This is a genomic window from Actinokineospora sp. UV203 (assembly GCF_056323665.1).
This window is the reverse complement of sequence record NZ_CM150484.1, coordinates 16,821-31,590: the sequence shown is the minus strand read 5'-3', so window position 1 is coordinate 31,590 and position 14,770 is coordinate 16,821. Positions and strand designations below refer to the sequence as shown.

The following is a 14,770-nucleotide window of genomic DNA, read 5'->3' as shown; positions in this document are numbered from 1 at the left end:
ACCATGCGGGCATGACCGATGATGCGTTCTGGCTGCTGATCGAGCGAGCCGCGGAACAGGCGGGCGACCACGACGAACAAGCGGAGTGGCTCACCGAGGAACTCACACGGCTCCCGGTGGAGCAGATCGTCGGCTTCCGAATCCTGCTGTCCGCCCACCGGTTACGCGCCGACACCTGGGACATGTGGGCCGCCGCGCGCGTCATCATGGACGGCTACTGCTCCGACGACAGTTTCTGGTACTTCCAGCTCTGGCTGCTCGGACTCGGCCGCCACACCTTCGACCGGGTCATCGCCGAACCGGACCTGCTGGCCGAGGTCGAGCCCGTGCGCGCCCTGGCCGCGAAGCCGATCCGGACGTGGTCGGCAAGCGACTGGCCGGACTGGGAAAGCCTGGACTACGCCGCCGCCACCGCCCACCAGGACGCCACCGGACGCGAGCTCGGGCTGGAGAAAACGCTCCTGGACGCCGGGATCGACCTGCCCGTGAACCCGGAACCCGCCGACGTGGCCTGGGACCTTTCAGACCTGACCGAGGTCGCCGCCCGGCTCCCCCGGCTGAGCCTCCTGTTCAGCGCACAGGTCAGGTAGACACCGGCAGCTCACCGACGTCGCCGCCCGGCTAAGCCTCCTGTTCAGCGCGGGTCAGGTAGACGCGGGCAGCTCCGCGAGCGCGCGCTCGATCTCCTCCTCCGGCAGGTCGTGGTCAATCATCTCGCCACCGAGGTAGGCGCCATACGCGGGAAGATCGAGATGGGCGTGCCCGCACAGCGCCGTCAGGATCACCTTCTCCTCACCGGTCTCCTTGCACCGCAACGCCTCGCGGACGCACTCGGCCAAGGCGTGGGTGGGCTCGGGCGCCGGGATGATGCCCTCGGCCCGAGCGAAGCGGACACCGGCGGCGAAGCACTCCTGCTGCGGCAGGGCAACGGCGTCCATCAGGCCCAGTTCGTAGATGTGCGACAGCAGCGGTGACATGCCGTGATACCGCAGGCCGCCCGCGTGGATCGGGTCGGGGATGAAGCCGTGGCCGAGGGTGTGCATCTTCAGCAACGGGGTCAGACCGGCCGTGTCGCCGAAGTCGTAGGCGTAGACGCCCCGGGTCAGCGACGGGCACGCCGCGGGCTCGACGGCGCGAATGGCAGGCGACATGCGACCGGCCAGCTTCTCCCGCAGGAACGGGAACGCCAGGCCACCGAAGTTGGAGCCGCCGCCCGTGCAGCCGACGATGACGTCCGGGGTGTCCCCGGCCATCTCGAACTGCTTCAGCGCCTCCTCACCGATCACCGTCTGGTGCAGCAGCACATGGTTGAGCACGCTGCCCAGCGCGTAGCGGGTGTCGGGGTCGGCGGCGGCCATCTCGACCGCCTCGCTGATCGCGATGCCGAGGCTGCCGGTCGAGTCCGGGTGCTCAGCCAGCACCGCCCGGCCGGACACGGTCAGGTCCGACGGACTCGGGTGCACGGTCGCGCCGAAGGTCTCCATCATGAGCTTGCGGTACGGCTTCTGGTCATACGACGCCCGCACCTGCCAGACCTCGCACTCCAAGCCGAACACCGCGCAGGCGAACGCGAGCGCACTGCCCCACTGACCCGCGCCGGTCTCTGTCGTCAGCTTCATGACACCCTCACGCGCGTTGTAGAACGCTTGCGGGACGGCGGTGTTCGGCTTGTGCGAACCGACCGGGCTGACACCCTCGTACTTGTAGTAGATCCGCGCGGGCGTGCCGAGCGCGCGCTCAAGGCGGTGGGCGCGGTACAGCGGCGACGGCCGCCACAGCCGGTACACGTCCTGGACCTCGTCGGGGATGTCGATGTAGCTCTCCCCCGACACCTCCTGCGCGATCAGCGCCTGCGGGAACAGCGGCGCCAGGTCGTCCGGCCCGACCGGCTGCTTCGTCCCCGGGTGCAGCGGCGGGGGCGGCGGCTCCGGCAGGTCGGGGATGATGTTGTACCACTGGGTCGGCATCTCCGACTCGTCGAGCAGGAACTTCGTGCGTCCGGACATGCCCGCCTCCCGTGGCTCGGTCGATCCGTCCAACGCTAGAACTGTCGCGGCGGCACGGCCAACGGAAGCGCGGTTGTTACCGTGGTGGGGTGAACGTCGAGGTGACACCCCTGCCGGGAATCGGCACGCGCCAGGACTTCCTCTCCCGCTCCGGCCGCCGCATCGGGGTGATCACCTACCGCGACGGCCACGCCGAGCTCATCGTCTCCAAACAGGACGACCCCGACTCGTGTGTCGCGTCGATCCCGATGACCATCGAGGAGTCGAGCACGCTGGCGAACCTCCTGGGCGCGCCGCACCTGGTCGCGCAGCTCGAGGAGCAGCACCGCGAGGTCACCGGCGTGACCACCCGGCAGCTGCCGCTCGCGCCGGGCTCGCCGTTCGACGGCAAGACCCTCGGCGACACCGAGCTGCGCACCCGCACCGCGGTCTCCGTGGTCGCGGTCGTGCGCGCCGGCACCGTGCACCCGTCGCCGCGACCGGACTTCCGGTTCGCGGGCGGCGACATGCTGGTCACTGTCGGCACCGCGGAAGGGCTCGCCCGAGCCGCCGACGTCATCGAACACGGCTGATGCCGGAGACCGCTGTCCCCCTGATCGAACTGGGCGCCGTCTTCTTCGGCCTCGGCCTGCTCGGACGGCTCGCCTGGCGCATCGGCATCTCCCCGATCCCGCTGTACCTGGTCGGCGGACTCGCCTTCGGCGCGGGCGGGCTGGTGCCGCTGCACGGCATCGAGGGCTTCACCCACATCGCGGGCGAGATCGGCGTGATCCTGCTGCTGCTCCTACTGGGGCTGGAGTACTCGGCGGCCGAACTCGTCACCGGGCTGCGGCGGTCCTGGATGGCCGGTCTGCTCGACCTGGTGCTCAACGCGGCACCGGGCGCGGCGGTGGCGCTGATGCTCGGGTGGGGGCCGATTGGCGCGCTCGCGATGGCGGGCGTCACCTACATCTCCTCCTCCGGGATCATCGCGAAGGTGCTGGGCGACCTCGGTCGACTCGGCAACCGGGAGACGCCGGTGGTGCTGTCGATCCTCGTGTTCGAAGACCTCGCCATGGCGGTCTACCTGCCGATCCTCACCGCGCTGCTGGCAGGCGCGACCCTTCTCGGTGGCCTGACGGCGGTCGGGATCTCACTCGTCGCGGTGACCGTGGTGCTCGTGGTCGCCCTGCGCTTCGGCCGGTTCGTCTCGATGATCGTCGACAGCCCGCAGCCCGAGGTCTTCCTGCTGCGCGTGCTGGGCGCGGCCCTGCTCGTCGCCGGTGTCGCCTCCCAGCTGCAGGTGTCGGCGGCGGTCGGCGCGTTCCTGCTCGGCATCGCGATCTCCGGGGCGACCGCCGAGAACGCGACGAAGCTGCTCGAACCGCTGCGTGACCTGTTCGCGGCTGTGTTCTTCGTGGTCTTCGGCTTGAACACCGACCCATCGACGATCCCGCCCGTGCTCGGCTACGCGGTGGCGCTCGCGTTCGTCACCACGCTCACGAAGGTGGCGACCGGCTGGTGGGCGGCACGCCGGCAAGGCATCGGTCGACTCGGCCGGGCCCGGGCGGGCGCGGCCCTCGTCGCGCGCGGCGAGTTCTCCATCGTCATCGCCGGGCTCGCGGTGAGCGCGGGCGCCGTGGACAGCCAACTGGCCGCGCTGGCGACCGCGTACGTGCTGCTCATGGCCATCTTCGGGCCCGTCGCCGCACGAGTCGTCGAACCAGTCGCCGAGCTGTTCCGGCGCAAGGCGCCTGCCTAGGCGACGCAGAACTCGTTGCCCTCCGGGTCCTGCAAGACGACTGCGTAGTGATCGATATCGGGGTCGTCGAGCATTCGCACCACCGTGGCGCCCGCCTTGAGCACCCGGTCGACGACGACGGTCACCCGCTCTTTGCGCTCGGCCATCGGCACCGCGCGGCCACCGCTGACCTTGAGGTCGAGGTGCACCCGGTTCTTGCCGACCTTGGGCTCCGGGACCTGTTGGAACCACACCCTCGGCCCGATGCCCGCCGGGTCGACGATGGACTCAGGGATCTCGCCGACGCCGTCAGGGAGTTCGTCCTCGGGCACCCCCATTTCGGCCCAGTAGTCACGCCAAGTCGCGTGTCCGCCGGGGGCAGGCTCCGGGATGTAGCCGAGGGCCTCGGTCCAGAACGCCACCTGGCGCACCGGGTCGGCGCAGTCGATGGTGACCTGCAGTGTCAGTTCCATGAGCCCGAGCCTGCCACGGGGGTACGACAGTCAGCTCAGGTCGGCGAGCAGCAGGCCGCTGCGGGGCTTCGGGGTGAAGTAGGTGCTCTTGCGAGGCATCCGGCCGCCCTCCGCGTGCACGGTGAGAACGTCGGCCAGCGGAACCGGCGCGATCTGGAGCACGGCCTCGACATCCGGGCCGGGGTCACGGCCTGCGGGCAGGGTGCGCACGTTCGGCCCCTCCGGGTCCAGGGCGAGCGCCTTGCGGATCAGGAGTTCCTCGACGACCTCGTGGTCGATCCGGGGCACCGGGTCGGTGGCCGTGGGCGGCGGCAAGTCGACCACGAGGGTGCGGTGGCCGTGCCGGACGACGACGGTTCCGGGGACGGTCGGCGGCAGTGCGTCCGGGTCCTCGCGGACGGTCAGACCGAACGCGCGCCAGGCGGCGGCCAGTTCGTCGGCGGTGCGGCCGGTGCCGACGATGACCCGGTGGAACGCGCCGATTTGCAGCCCGGGACCGGCGCTGATCAGGGCGAGGATGCCGTCGAGCTTGGCTTCCGCGGCGGCGGCGACCCGGTGGTTGCCGTCGGCGACGAGCAGCGGACGGGCGGCGGCGACCGCCATGATCGCGTCGCGGATGGGGCCGGGGCCGAGCAGCCAGACCCGGTGGCGCCTGCCCGCGGAGTCCACGGTCGACACGGCGGGCGCGCCCGCGGCGGCGATGGCGTCCTTGACGGCCGCGGTGAGCGTGTCGCCATGGGTTACCGGGACGAGCAGGGCGGCGCTGGTCGCGCAGCCAAGCCCGGAGAGGACGGCGGCGCGTTCGGTGACGACGTCGGGATAGACCTGCTCGGTGTGGCGGACCTGGCTCAACCCGTCCACATCCACCGCGGCCGGGTCGACCATGCAGAGCAGGCCGGTCGCCGAGCCGTCAGGGCCGTCGACTTCATAGGGCGCGACGACATCGCTGACCGGGCGGTAAGCGACCCGGACGAGGTCAGCGAGCGCCCGACGGGCCTGCGGCAGCGCTTCGAGCAGGCTCAGCCCGTCACCGAGCGCCGCCGGAGTGCGGTGCGGGTGCTGCACGGCGAGCAGCGTGCCCCGCGCGGCGCCTGGCTGGGCCAGTGCCGCGCGGACACGGTGCTTCTCGGCGAACTCGTCGACGTCCGGCCCGGGAACTTCGGACCGAACGACCCATCCGCGCCTGATCGGACGCACCCAGCCAGTCATTGGACCATCCTGCCTGGAGTGCGTCTCATCGTGAGACTTGGTTAGAGCCCGACGGACTTGTACAGCGCGCCGACCTCGGGCCGGTTGAGCGAACGGATCGAGCCCGGCCGCTGGCTGCCCAGGTAGACGTCGCCGATCTGGGTGCGCACGAGCTTGAGGACCGGGTGGCCGACCTCTTCGAGCATCCGGCGCACGATGTGCTTGCGGCCTTCGTGCAGCACGACCTCGACCAGGGCCTTGCCCGCGAAGTTGTCGACCATGCGGAACGAGTCGACCCGGGCGGGGCCGTCCTCGAGCATCACGCCGTCCCGCAGGCGCTTGCCGACGTCGCGGCCGACCGGGCCGGGGACCTCGGCCAGGTAGGTCTTGAGGACCTCGAACGACGGGTGCATCAGCCGGTGCGCCAGGTCGCCGTCGTTGGTGAGCAGCAGCAGGCCTTCGGTGTCGGCGTCGAGCCTGCCGACGTGGAAGAGCTTGTCGGCGCGGTCACGCACGTAGTCTCCGACACACGGGCGGTTGCGCTCATCGTCCATCGTGCTGAGCACGCCCTTGGGCTTGTTCAGGGCCAGGTACACCCGGTCGTCCCGGACGATGACGCGCGCGCCATCGACATGGATGACCGCGGTCTGCGGGTCGACCCGCATGCCTTGCTCGCGCACGACCTTGCCGTCGACACTCACCCGGCCCTGATCGATCAGATCCTCGGCCGCACGCCGCGAGGCGACTCCCGCGCTGGAGAGCACCTTCTGCAGGCGAATGCCTTCCGGGCTATTCGACATCGTCAATCGCATCCACTTCTGGCAACAGCGGAGCGATCGGGGGCAGGTCCTCCAGGGAGGCCAAACCCAATCGCTCCAGGAACAGCTCGGTTGTCCGGTACAGGAGCCCACCGGTCTCGGTGTCGGTGCCGGTCTCCTCGATCAGACCGCGCACGACCAGGGTGCGGATCACGCCGTCGACGTTCACACCGCGCACCGCCGCCACCCGCGACCGGGTTACCGGCTGCCGATAGGCGATGACCGCGAGGGTCTCCAGCGCCGCCCGGGTGAGCTTCGCCCGCTGCCCGTCGAGCAAAAGCTTCTCGACGACCGGCGCGTACCTGTCACGAGTGTAGAACCGCCACCCCTGACCCACTCGGCGCAGGTCTATGCCACTGCCTTGTTCGGTGTAGCGGGCGGCCATCCGGCGGAGGGCCGCCCGCACCCTGGCGACGCTCTGGTCGACCGCGCCCGCGAGGAGCTCGTCCTCGGCGGGGGCGTCGACGACCAGCAACAAGGCTTCGAGAGCGGCGTCTAGATCGGCGTCTTCGGTGAGGTCGGGGAACTGCGAGCCGATGGTGACGAGGTCGTCTTCGGTGAGGACGTCGGCGGGGTCGGACTCGGGGTCAGCGGTGCCGGCGATACCGGCGGTCGGATCGGTGCTCTCACCTGAACCGAGAGCAGTGCTCGCAACTGGAGCACCGCTCTCCTCACCGTTGTGAGCGGTGCTCTCGTCCCCAGCGGAGCGGTGCTCACCGTTGTGAGCAGTGCTCTCGTCAGCGGGTGCTGTCTCGTCGACGGGGCTCACCCGTAGTCCTCCTCCTCGGTGCCCGCCGTCGGGGGCGCCGCCGCTTCGGCCTCGGCTACCGTGCCGCCGGTCCATTCCACGTGCAGTTCACCGAGCGGGTCGGCCTGCTCGAAGAGCACCGTCGCCTCCCGGTACAGCTCCAACAACGCCAGGAACCGCGCCACCACCTCGATGGTGTGCTCGCAGTCCGCCGTCAGCTCGGCGAAACTCGCCCGGCCCATCTCCGCCAGCCGCACCCGCAACAGCGCCGCGGTCTCCCGGACCGACACCTTCCCCATGTGCAGGTGGTCCAGCGACAGCGTCGGCGGCGGCTTCGGCCGGAACACCGCCGCCGCGATCGCGGCGAACCGCTCCGGGTCGACGCCGAGCATCACCTCGGGCAGCAGCTCCGCGAACCGGTCCTCCAGCGCCACCGACCGCGGGTACCGCCGCAGCGCGCCCTTCTCCAGCTCGGAGAACAGGGCCGCCACCTGCTTGTACGCCCGGTACTGCAGCAACCGGGCGAACAGCAGGTCCTTGGCCTCCAACAGCGCCAAGTCGTCCTCGTCCTCGACATCCCCCGCCGGCAGCAGCCGGGCCGCCTTCAAGTCCAGCAGCGTCGCCGCGACGACCAGGAATTCCGTGGTCTCGTCGAGGTTCCAGTCGTCGCCGAGGGCGCGCAGGTGGGCGATGAAGTCGTCGGTGACGCGGTGCAGCGCCACCTCGGTGACGTCCATCTGGTGCTGCGAGATCAGCTGCAGCAGCAGGTCGAAGGGGCCTTCGAAGTTCGACAGCCGAACCGTGAACCGGCCGCTCGGCACCGCCTCGGGCGCATCTGCCACCGCGGTCACTGCCCGGTGTCCTGGCGCAGCCTGCGCACCAGCACCGAGTCCTCGCCGTGGGCCTCGAGGTCGGCGAGGATGACCGAGATCGCCTCGCGCACGACGCGGCCGCGGTCGACGGCGAGGCCGTGGGCGGCGCGGAGGGTGAGGCGGGCGTGTTCGAGGGCTAGCAATTCCTCATCCGAGACGTAGACGGTGATCTTGGAGTTGTGCTTCTGCCGGGGCGTGCCACGCGGGCTCCGGGCAACCGGCGGCGGGGACGGAGGCGCTTCGAACACATCCCGAGAAGGTGTGTCGAACCAGTCGGTCTCGCCATCGGCCTGCGGGGCGGGACCGGTGGGCCGGAACAACTCCGCCGCCCCCGGCAGGGAACTGCGACGAGTCACCTGGCGATCACCTCACGTGCGAGCTGGCGGTAGGCCTTCGCGCCCGCCGAACGCGGGGCCCAAGTCGTGATCGGCTCGCCCGCGACCGTGGTCTCCGGGAAGCGCACCGTGCGGTTGATCACCGTGTCGAACACCGTCTCGCCGAACGCCTCGACCACGCGCGCCATGACTTCACGCGAGTGCAGCGTGCGCGGGTCGAACATGGTGGCGAGGATGCCGGTGATGTCCAGCCTCGGGTTCAGCCGGTCCTTCACCTTCTCGATCGTGTCGATCAGCAGCGCGACACCGCGCAGGCTGAAGAACTCGCATTCCAGCGGGATGAGCACGCCGTCGGCGGCCGTCAGCGCGTTGACGGTCAGCAGGCCGAGCGAGGGCTGGCAGTCGACGAGGATGTAGTCGTACTCGTCGACGATCGGGCGCAGGGTGCGCACCAGGGTGTGTTCACGGCCGACCTCGGTGACCAACTGCACCTCGGCGGCGGACAGGTCGATGTTGCTCGGCAGCAGGTCCATGTCCTCGACGCAGGTGCGGATCACCACGTCGTGGATGCCGACGGACCGTTCGATGAGCACGTTGTAGATGGTGCGGTCGAGCTGGTGGGCCGGGATGCCCAAGCCGACCGACAGCGCGCCCTGCGGGTCGAAGTCGACGAGCAGCACCCGGCGGCCGAACTCGGTGAGGGCGGCGCCCAGGTTGATCGTGGAAGTGGTCTTGCCGACCCCGCCCTTCTGGTTGCAGACGGCCAAGATCTTCGCCGGACCGTGGCCGTTGAGTAACGACGGCTCGGGGATGTGCCGCCACGCCCGGCCGGTCGGACCGACGCCGCTCCCGTTGCCGCTGGAGTCGGCGAAGGGCTGCTCGTCGTCGTCGGACGCGGCGCGCGGCGCGATACTCAGCTCCACCGTGCCACGTCCCGACTGCGGAAGTGTCGACATGGCGATCTAGCTCCTTGTCGCCTGCGATCGGTGTCAAGCGCAGCGTAAGCGGGTATTGGTCACCCACCAACGCGGCTCGCCGCGTGGAGGCTTAGGTCAGCTCAGGCATCGGTGGGGTTGATGGCCCCTAGGACGGAGTCGAGCAGCCCGGGAAACGCCTGGTCCAGGTCGTCGCGGCGGATCGAGAGCCAACGCTGGTTGCCATCCGGGCGGGTGTGGGTGACCCCCGACTCACGCAGCACGCGCAGATGCTGGGACAGGGTCGACTTGGCCACGGCGACCTCAAGGTGCCCGCACGACATCTCGTTCGTCGAGGCGAGCTGCGCGACGACAGCCAGGCGGGTGGGGTCGCTGAGCGCGTGCAGCACCCCGGGAAGCGTGACGTAGTCCACCTTCGGTTCGTCCAGCTCACCCATCTCGCACCTCCAGGGCGCACAGGGTATTGGAGACCAATATGTGAGCCGAACTCAGGACTACCCGAGAGCGCGCGGATGCGCGGTGGCGTAGACCTCGCGCAGGGTGTTGACCGTGACGAGCGTGTAGATCTGGGTCGTGGTGACCGACGCGTGGCCGAGCAGTTCCTGGACAACCCGCACGTCAGCGCCACCTTCGAGCAGGTGCGTGGCGAACGAGTGCCGCAGGGTGTGCGGGGAGACCGGGACCCGGATGCCCGCCTGTTCGGCCGCGATCTTCAGCGCGTTCCACGCGCTCTGCCGGGTGAGCCGCCCGCCGCGGACGTTGAGGAACACCGCGGGCGTGCCCCGCCCGCGCGCGGCCAGTCCCGGCCGGGCCCGCACCAGGTAGGCGTCGAGCGCGTCGAGGGCGGGCCTGCCGATCGGGACAAGCCGCTGCTTGCCGCCCTTGCCGTCGAGCAGGACCGTGCGCTCCACCGTGTCGATGTCGTCGAGGTCGAGCCCGACCGCCTCGGAGATCCGCGCGCCCGTCGAATAGAGGACTTCGAGCAGCGCGCGGTCGCGCAGCACGCCCGGACCTTCGCCGACCGGGGTGTCGAGCAGGCGCAGGACGTCGTCGACCGGGAGGGCCTTGGGCAGCCTGCGCGGCGGGGTCGGCGGCTTCACCTCGCGCGCCGGGTCGTGTTCGGTGATGCCCTCGCGGACGGCGAATCGGTGCAGCCCACGCACGGCCACCAGCGCACGCGCGGCGGACGACGCGGCCAGCGGCGGGTGGTCGGCGTCGCCTTCGCGCAGCTTGGCCAGGAACGCCGACACGTGCCGCTCCCCCACGTCACCGAGATCCCCGAGGTTCTCGGCCGACAGGTGGTCGAGGTAGCGGCGCAGGTCGCGGGTGTAGCCGTCGAGGGTGTTCGGTGATGTGCCGCGTTCGACGGCGAGGTGGTCGAGGTAGGTGCGCAGGACGGCTTCGGGGGCGCTCAGCGGAGCCCCCCGATCACGTCGGCCAGCGGCACGTGCTCAAGCCCATGCGCCTGGGCGACCTCGGGCAACACGATCGCGCCGTCGACCACGTTGACGCCCTTGGCCAGCGCGGGATCGGCGGTCACCGCGGTCCGCACCCCGCCCACGAGGGCGAGGACATAGGGCAGCGTGACGTTGGCGAGCGCGCGGGTCGAGGTGTTCGGCACCGCGCCGGGCATGTTGGCGACGCAATAGAAAACCGAGTCGTGCACCCGGAACGTGGGCTCGGCGTGCGTGGTGGGCCGCGAATCGGCGAAGCAGCCGCCCTGGTCGATGGCGATGTCGACGAGCACCGACCCCGGACGCATCCGTGAGACAAGTTCGTTCGACACCAGCGTCGGGGCCTTCGCGCCGGGCACGAGGACCGCGCCGATCACCAGGTCCGCCCAGCGGCACGCCTTGTCGATCTCGTAGGCGCTGCTCGCGATGGTCTGCAGGTGTCCCCGGTAGGTGAAGTCGATCTGCCGGAGCCGGTTGATGTTGGTGTCGAGGACGACCACCTCGGCCTGGAAGCCCAGCGCGATGCTCGCCGCGTTCATCCCGGACACCCCGGCGCCGATGACGACGACCTTGCCCGCCGCCACCCCGGACACCCCGCCGAGCAGCACACCGCGGCCGCCTTGGGCGCGTTCGAGGCAGTGCGCGCCGACCTGCGGCGCCATCCGCCCGGCGACCTCGCTCATCGGGGCGAGCAGCGGCAGCGACCCATCTGGGAGCTGCACGGTCTCGTACGCGATCGCGGTGGTGCCCGCGTCGACCAGGGCGCGGGTGCATTCGGCGCTCGCGGCGAGGTGCAGGTAGGTGAAGAGGGTCTGGCCGCGGCGCAGCCTCGGGTACTCCTCGGCCACCGGTTCCTTGACCTTGAGCACGAGTTCGGCGGCGCCCCACACGTCGTCGGCGGTGGGCGCGATCTCGGCGCCCGCCTGGAGGTACTCCGCGTCGGGGAAGGCCGAGCCGTCACCGGCGCCCGCCTCGATCAGCACCCGGTGCCCACGGTCGATCAACTCGAGCACCCCGGCAGGCGTGATGGCCACCCGGTACTCGTGGTTCTTGACCTCCCGCGGAACGCCGACCAGCACGCAGTCGAGCGTAGTGCCGAACGCCGCCCGCGACCCGATGACGCGCGGCGAAACCGGTCATCGACGCCGTGCGTCTGAACTAGTGTGACGACCGTGAACGACCCTGACGCGATCCGCATCGGCACCGCGGAGCGCGACGACGTGGTGCGGATCCTCGGCGCGCATTTCACCGAGGGCAGGCTGCCTGTCGACGAGTACGACGAGCGCATCAACGTGGCGGTCAACGCGGTCACCCGCCGTGACGTGCGCGCGCTGTTCGTCGACCTGCCGCCGCCCTACCCGGCGTTCATGGTCCCGCCCACGATCGCCGCGCCTCCGCTGCCGCGCTACCCGCCGCCCGCGCCGGTGCACGTCTATTACCCGCCGCCGCCGGACTACTACTACTCACCCAAGTCCAAGGTCGTCGCCGGGATCCTGCAGATCTTCCTGCCGTTCGGTGTCGGCCGGTTCTACACCGGCCACTACGGCATCGCCGTCGCCCAACTGGTCACCTGCGGGGGCTTCGGCATCTGGACGCTGATCGACGGCATCCTGCTGCTGGTCAACGGCGGCACCGACGGCGAGGGCCGCCGCCTGCGCGACTAGGCTGTTCCGCCTCCCCGAAATTTTAGGGTTGGTCACCTGCCATCTGATGGTGCGGTGTGGCGGTGACCGTGGTCGGCAGTCGTCACGGTCCCCTAAGGTGGCGGTCCGTAGTGCAGCCGGTTTGTCCCTGCCGTCCGCGTCAGGAGCGCTGGGCGAACTTCGTGGGCTCGTCGATCCAGGGCGCGTCCGGGACGCGCGGGGCGGCGGCGCCGGAGTCCACGGCGAAGGCGGCCAGCACACCGCTGATCGCCGCGGCGTTCACGATCTCGCCCGCCAAGGCCATCCGGACGGCTTGGTCCAGCGGCACCCGGTGCGCGACCAGGTCGGCCTCTTCGTCCCCGAGCACCTCATGGTCCACAGTGGACAGCCCGGTGGCCAGGTAGACCCGGATGACCTCGTCGGTGAACCCGGGCGAGACGGCCACGTCCACCAGGACCGACCAGTCCGACGCGACCACGCCGACCTCTTCGACCAGTTCCCGCTTGGCCGCGGCCAGCGGGTCCTCACCGGCGTCGATCAGCCCGGCGGGCAGCTCCCACAGCCTGCGCCCCAACGGATGCCGGTACTGGTCGATCAGGACCAGCTTCCCGTCGTCGTCGAGCGCGGCCACCGCGACCGCGCCGAGGTGTTCGACCACCTCACGCGAAGCGGTGTTGCCACCGGGCATCCGGACCTCGTCGATGCGCAGCGCCAGGATGCGTCCGATGTGGATGTCGCGAGTGGACACCACGGAGAACTCGTGCCGATCGGTCTCGGTCACGCCTTCGCCCCGGCGGCCACCGGCTCCTCGTCCATCTCCACCGGCAGGCGCTCGGCCAGCAGGTAGGTCATGGCGGCCTTGATGAAACCGGCGAACAGCGGGTGCGGGCGGGTCGGCCTGCTCTTGAGCTCCGGGTGCGCCTGGGTGCCGACGAAGAACGGGTGGACCTTCGCGGGCAGCTCGACGAACTCGACGAGGTGGCCGTCCGGCGAGGTGCCGGAGAACACGAGACCGGCCTTGGCCAGGCGGTCGCGGTAGGAGTTGTTGACCTCGTAGCGGTGGCGGTGCCGCTCGGTGATCTCACGGCTGCCGTAGACCCCGGCGACGACGGACCCCGCGGTCAGCGCGGCCGGGTACGAGCCCAGGCGCATGGTGCCGCCCATGTCGCGCTCACCGGCGACGACGTCCTCCTGGTCGGCCATGGTGCTGATGACCGGGTGCTTGGTGTTCTCGTCGAACTCCGCGGAGTTCGCCCCGGCGATGCCCGCGAGGTTGCGCGCGGACTCGATCACCATGCACTGCAGGCCCAGGCACAGGCCGAGCGTGGGGATGCGGTTCGTGCGCGCGTAGGTGATCGCGCCGAGCTTGCCCTCGATGCCGCGCACGCCGAATCCGCCCGGGATCAGCACACCGTCCACACCGGACAGTGCGGCGGCCGCGCCCGCGGGCGTCTCGCACTCGTCGGAGGGTACCCACAGGATCTCGACCTTCGCGCGGTGCGCGAAACCGCCCGCGCGCAGGGCCTCGGTGACCGACAGGTAGGCGTCGGGCAGGTCGACGTACTTGCCGACGAGCGCGATCCGCACCGTCTCCTTCGGCTTGTGGACCCGGTCGAGCAGGTCGCCCCACACGGTCCAGTCGACGTCGCGGAACGGCAGGCCGAGGCGGCGCACCACATAGGCGTCGAGGCCCTCGCCGTGCAGCACGCGCGGGATGTCGTAGATGGATGGCGCGTCGGGCGCGGCCACGACGGCCTCGGTGTCGACATCGCACATGAGCGCGATCTTGCGCTTGAGCCCGTCCGGGATCTCCCGGTCGGCCCGGCAGACGATCGCGTCGGGCTGGATGCCGATGTTGCGCAGCGCGGCGACGGAGTGCTGCGTCGGCTTGGTCTTCAACTCACCCGACGGCGCGAGGTACGGCACCAGCGACACGTGCAGGAAGAAGACGTTGTCGCGGCCCACATCATGGCGGACCTGGCGCGCGGCCTCCAGGAACGGCAGCGACTCGATGTCGCCCACGGTGCCACCGACCTCGGTGATGACCACATCGGGCGCCGCACCGCTCTCGTCGGGCAGCGCCATCGCTCTGATCCGGGCCTTGATCTCATCGGTGATGTGCGGGATGACCTGCACGGTGTCACCGAGATACTCCCCGCGCCGCTCCTTGGCGATGACCGCCGAATACACCTGGCCGGTGGTGACGTTCGCCGAACCGGAAAGCGAGCGGTCGAGGAAGCGCTCGTAGTGGCCGATGTCGAGGTCGGTCTCGGCGCCGTCCTCGGTGATGAAGACCTCGCCATGCTGGAACGGGTTCATCGTTCCAGGGTCGACATTGAGGTACGGATCCAGCTTCTGCATGGTGACCCGCAGGCCACGCGAAGTGAGTAGCTGGCCGAGGCTGGACGCGGTGAGCCCCTTGCCCAGCGAGGAGGCGACGCCTCCGGTCACGAAGACGTGCTTGGTCGTCCGAGCTTGCTGAGGCAACGATGCTCCCGTGGTCGATCTACCTGCGACGGCCGCTGAATCGCAGCCGTTCCACGGGACTTCACACTAACATGGCACGCCCTCCGGGCGC

Annotated in this window: 17 protein-coding genes; 4 read left to right on the top strand and 13 right to left on the bottom strand. The window is 70.3% G+C overall.

What is annotated here, in order from left to right:
• The first annotated feature begins 11 nt into the window (after positions 1 to 11).
• Entirely contained in the window at positions 12 to 590 is a 579-nt protein-coding gene (locus ACUZ2Y_RS00145; RefSeq protein ID WP_476325654.1) for a DUF4240 domain-containing protein, read from the top strand.
• A 54-nt stretch (positions 591 to 644) separates the two neighbouring features.
• Here the strand turns inward: ACUZ2Y_RS00145 and ACUZ2Y_RS00140 are convergent, their stop codons facing one another.
• Positions 645 to 2,006: a TrpB-like pyridoxal phosphate-dependent enzyme gene (locus tag ACUZ2Y_RS00140; RefSeq protein WP_476325652.1), complete on the bottom strand. Its 1,362-nt coding sequence runs from the start codon at positions 2,004 to 2,006 to the stop codon at positions 645 to 647.
• A gap of 89 nt (positions 2,007 to 2,095) precedes the next feature.
• Between ACUZ2Y_RS00140 and ACUZ2Y_RS00135 the strand changes: the two genes are divergently transcribed.
• Positions 2,096 to 2,578, top strand: a complete 483-nt coding sequence (locus ACUZ2Y_RS00135) for a cation:proton antiporter regulatory subunit (RefSeq protein WP_476325650.1) — start codon at positions 2,096 to 2,098, stop codon at positions 2,576 to 2,578.
• Positions 2,578 to 3,747: a cation:proton antiporter gene (locus ACUZ2Y_RS00130; protein ID WP_476325648.1), complete on the top strand. Its 1,170-nt coding sequence runs from the start codon at positions 2,578 to 2,580 to the stop codon at positions 3,745 to 3,747. The genes ACUZ2Y_RS00135 and ACUZ2Y_RS00130 overlap by 1 nt, the downstream gene beginning before the upstream one ends.
• Here ACUZ2Y_RS00130 and ACUZ2Y_RS00125 read toward each other — a convergent pair.
• The 10 genes from ACUZ2Y_RS00125 to ald all read right to left on the bottom strand — a co-directional run bounded on the left by ACUZ2Y_RS00125 (position 3,744) and on the right by ald (position 11,628).
• Positions 3,744 to 4,199 carry a VOC family protein gene (locus ACUZ2Y_RS00125; protein WP_476325646.1) on the bottom strand — a complete coding sequence of 152 codons (456 nt, stop codon included), beginning with the start codon at positions 4,197 to 4,199 and terminating at the stop codon, positions 3,744 to 3,746. The two genes, ACUZ2Y_RS00130 and ACUZ2Y_RS00125, sit on opposite strands and share 4 nt — an antisense overlap.
• Positions 4,200 to 4,229: 30 nt before the next feature.
• Positions 4,230 to 5,408, bottom strand: a complete 1,179-nt coding sequence (locus tag ACUZ2Y_RS00120) for a DUF1015 family protein (protein ID WP_476325644.1) — start codon at positions 5,406 to 5,408, stop codon at positions 4,230 to 4,232.
• 41 nt (positions 5,409 to 5,449) lie between these two features.
• Positions 5,450 to 6,187: a pseudouridine synthase gene (locus ACUZ2Y_RS00115; RefSeq protein WP_476325642.1), complete on the bottom strand. Its 738-nt coding sequence runs from the start codon at positions 6,185 to 6,187 to the stop codon at positions 5,450 to 5,452.
• On the bottom strand, positions 6,177 to 6,974 hold the full coding sequence (scpB, locus tag ACUZ2Y_RS00110; protein WP_476325640.1) for an SMC-Scp complex subunit ScpB: 798 nt from the start codon (positions 6,972 to 6,974) through the stop codon (positions 6,177 to 6,179). Before scpB ends, ACUZ2Y_RS00115 begins: the two co-directional genes overlap by 11 nt.
• Positions 6,971 to 7,804 (bottom strand): segregation and condensation protein A, encoded by an 834-nt coding sequence (locus ACUZ2Y_RS00105; protein WP_476325638.1) that lies wholly within the window; start codon positions 7,802 to 7,804, stop codon positions 6,971 to 6,973. The genes scpB and ACUZ2Y_RS00105 overlap by 4 nt, the downstream gene beginning before the upstream one ends.
• Positions 7,801 to 8,181, bottom strand: coding sequence for a hypothetical protein (locus ACUZ2Y_RS00100; protein WP_476325636.1), 381 nt, complete (start codon positions 8,179 to 8,181; stop codon positions 7,801 to 7,803). The genes ACUZ2Y_RS00105 and ACUZ2Y_RS00100 overlap by 4 nt, the downstream gene beginning before the upstream one ends.
• A complete protein-coding gene (locus ACUZ2Y_RS00095; RefSeq protein ID WP_476325634.1) occupies positions 8,178 to 9,116 on the bottom strand; it encodes a ParA family protein in 939 nt (312 codons plus the stop codon). The genes ACUZ2Y_RS00100 and ACUZ2Y_RS00095 overlap by 4 nt, the downstream gene beginning before the upstream one ends.
• Before the next feature lie 101 nt (positions 9,117 to 9,217).
• On the bottom strand, positions 9,218 to 9,532 hold the full coding sequence (locus ACUZ2Y_RS00090; protein ID WP_476325632.1) for an ArsR/SmtB family transcription factor: 315 nt from the start codon (positions 9,530 to 9,532) through the stop codon (positions 9,218 to 9,220).
• A gap of 57 nt (positions 9,533 to 9,589) precedes the next feature.
• Entirely contained in the window at positions 9,590 to 10,510 is a 921-nt protein-coding gene (gene xerD, locus ACUZ2Y_RS00085) for a site-specific tyrosine recombinase XerD (RefSeq protein WP_476331475.1), read from the bottom strand.
• On the bottom strand, positions 10,507 to 11,628 hold the full coding sequence (gene ald / locus ACUZ2Y_RS00080) for an alanine dehydrogenase (protein WP_476325630.1): 1,122 nt from the start codon (positions 11,626 to 11,628) through the stop codon (positions 10,507 to 10,509). The genes xerD and ald overlap by 4 nt, the downstream gene beginning before the upstream one ends.
• Before the next feature lie 93 nt (positions 11,629 to 11,721).
• Between ald and ACUZ2Y_RS00075 the strand changes: the two genes are divergently transcribed.
• Positions 11,722 to 12,213 carry a DUF1707 domain-containing protein gene (locus ACUZ2Y_RS00075; RefSeq protein ID WP_476325628.1) on the top strand — a complete coding sequence of 164 codons (492 nt, stop codon included), beginning with the start codon at positions 11,722 to 11,724 and terminating at the stop codon, positions 12,211 to 12,213.
• 139 nt (positions 12,214 to 12,352) lie between these two features.
• Here ACUZ2Y_RS00075 and ACUZ2Y_RS00070 read toward each other — a convergent pair whose 3' ends face one another.
• Both ACUZ2Y_RS00070 and ACUZ2Y_RS00065 read right to left on the bottom strand, forming a co-directional pair.
• Positions 12,353 to 12,973 (bottom strand): NUDIX domain-containing protein, encoded by a 621-nt coding sequence (locus tag ACUZ2Y_RS00070; protein ID WP_476325626.1) that lies wholly within the window; start codon positions 12,971 to 12,973, stop codon positions 12,353 to 12,355.
• Entirely contained in the window at positions 12,970 to 14,679 is a 1,710-nt protein-coding gene (locus ACUZ2Y_RS00065) for a CTP synthase (protein WP_476325624.1), read from the bottom strand. Before ACUZ2Y_RS00065 ends, ACUZ2Y_RS00070 begins: the two co-directional genes overlap by 4 nt.
• Positions 14,680 to 14,770: the final 91 nt, after the last annotated feature.

Bases quoted from the DNA above. Each gene is read 5' to 3' on its own strand.
- ACUZ2Y_RS00145 (WP_476325654.1), top strand. From the start codon at position 12: ATGACCGATGATGCGTTCTGGCTGCTGATCGAGCGAGCCGCGGAACAG.
- ACUZ2Y_RS00140 (WP_476325652.1), bottom strand. From the start codon at position 2,006: ATGTCCGGACGCACGAAGTTCCTGCTCGACGAGTCGGAGATGCCGACC.
- ACUZ2Y_RS00130 (WP_476325648.1), top strand. From the start codon at position 2,578: ATGCCGGAGACCGCTGTCCCCCTGATCGAACTGGGCGCCGTCTTCTTC.
- ACUZ2Y_RS00125 (WP_476325646.1), bottom strand. From the start codon at position 4,199: ATGGAACTGACACTGCAGGTCACCATCGACTGCGCCGACCCGGTGCGC.
- ACUZ2Y_RS00120 (WP_476325644.1), bottom strand. From the start codon at position 5,408: ATGACTGGCTGGGTGCGTCCGATCAGGCGCGGATGGGTCGTTCGGTCC.
- ACUZ2Y_RS00115 (WP_476325642.1), bottom strand. From the start codon at position 6,187: ATGTCGAATAGCCCGGAAGGCATTCGCCTGCAGAAGGTGCTCTCCAGC.
- ACUZ2Y_RS00095 (WP_476325634.1), bottom strand. From the start codon at position 9,116: ATGTCGACACTTCCGCAGTCGGGACGTGGCACGGTGGAGCTGAGTATC.
- ACUZ2Y_RS00090 (WP_476325632.1), bottom strand. From the start codon at position 9,532: ATGGGTGAGCTGGACGAACCGAAGGTGGACTACGTCACGCTTCCCGGG.